This window comes from Mycobacterium colombiense, from assembly GCF_001953985.1.
Lineage (GTDB): Bacteria > Actinomycetota > Actinomycetes > Mycobacteriales > Mycobacteriaceae > Mycobacterium > Mycobacterium colombiense_B.
In genome coordinates, this window is record NZ_MBEI01000055.1 from 1 (window position 1) to 1,620 (window position 1,620).

General features: G+C 70.4%; 2 protein-coding genes. Both read left to right on the top strand.

Annotation, left to right across the window (positions count from 1 at the left end):
* On the top strand, window positions 1-93 hold a 93-nt coding region (locus tag A5732_RS15535), incomplete at its 5' end, for a PPE family protein, SVP subgroup (RefSeq protein ID WP_436971827.1).
* Window positions 94-515: 422 nt separating this feature from the next.
* The coding region (locus A5732_RS15540; RefSeq protein WP_076102697.1) for a PPE family protein at window positions 516-1,620 on the top strand (1,105 nt) is incomplete at its 3' end.

The window sequence follows — 1,620 nt, forward strand, 5'->3', positions numbered from 1 at the left end:
CTGGCCGGCGCGGGTGCGGCCGGGCACGGAGTCGCCGGCCCCAAGTACGGCTTCCGGCCCACCGTCATGGCCCGACCGCCCTTCGCGGGATAGCTTCAGCCCCAACTCATTTCGAACACGCCCTGCCCCGGAGGTATCGGGGGCAGGGCGCGTTCGCGTGTGCGGACCAACGTTGCCGCCGCCGATTGGCGGTCCTGTCTGCGGCCCATCCCCGAGCCACGCCGGGGCCCGGGTTTCATTCCGGGCGGGGCCGACGTACGGTCATCTAGCGGGACATTGCGCTGCGATGCGCGGCGCGGACGGACCCCTGGCTCTGCCTGATTCCGTAGCTCAAGCCCGTCGGTCGGGCCAATCTGGTGGCGGCGGGCCGGTGCCGACTACCTGTCCGCGGCGGCCATCCGAGCGGTGCATCAGAAAGCCAGTCCCGAGGCGACCGGCGCGGCTAGCCACTGGCGCGCCGGCGTCTTCTGCAACTCGACGCAGCGATTCGGATAGCACACGTTAGGGGGCTATGCATGGTGGACTACGGGGCGTTTCCGCCGGAGTTCAATTCGGCGCGGATTTATTCGGGACCGGGCTCGAGTTCGTTGGCGACGGCGGCGTCGGCATGGAGTTCGCTTGCGGCCGAGCTCAATTCGGCCGCGCTGAGCTACGAGAAGGTGATCACCTCGCTGAGCAGCGAGGAGTGGACCGGCGCGGCGTCCGCAGAGATGACGCGGGCGGTGGAACCGTTTGTGGAGTGGATGACCAACACCGCGGCGCAGGCCGAGGAGGCGGCCACCCAGGCACGTTCGGCCGCGTCCGCCTATGAGACCGCGCTGAGTTCGTCGGTGCCGCCCCCGATGATCGCGTCCAACCGGACGCAGGCCACCGAGTTGCATGCGAAAAACGTGCTGGGACAGAACACCCCGCTGATCGCACAACTGGAGGCCCAGTACGGCGAGTACTGGGCGCAGGATGCCGCCGCGATGTACCGCTACGCGGGCCAGTCCTCCTCGGCGACCAACGTGACTCAGTTCCGGAAGGCGCCGCAGGTCACCAACCCGACGGGAACGGCCACCCAGAGCGCCGCGGTCACCAAGGCAACGGCCACCTCGCCGGTGAGCAACACGCCGAAAGCCCTGGCGGCGGCATCCAACGGTTCTTCGGGTAGCTCATCGGGATCCGCGGCGTCCGGTAGTGCGTCGGGCGCCGGCGCGGCAGGCAGCGCCGCCTCGAAGTCGAGCACGGATCCGATGTCCGAGGCCTGGTTCCTGTTGACCGGGCAATCGAGCTTCCCATCGAACCTGGGATCGCTGGTCAACGGCTACAGCCCGTTCGCCAGCCTCTTCTACAACACCGAGGGTCTGCCGTACTTCAGCTCCGGTATGGCCAACACCTTCACCCAGATCGCCAAGTCGATGGGGGCGATCGGCGGGGCGGCCCCGGCAGCGGCGAAGGCGCTGCCGGGCCTCGGTGGGCTGGGCGGCATGCTCGGCGGCGGGGCGGCCGCCGCTCACCCGGTCGCGGCCCTGGGCGGCGCGGCCTCCGTCGGCGGCAAGCTGTCGGTGCCGGTCGCCTGGTCCGGGCCGCCGGGGGCCGCGCCGGCCCTGGGGCATGCGGTCCCGGTCAGCAGCGTCC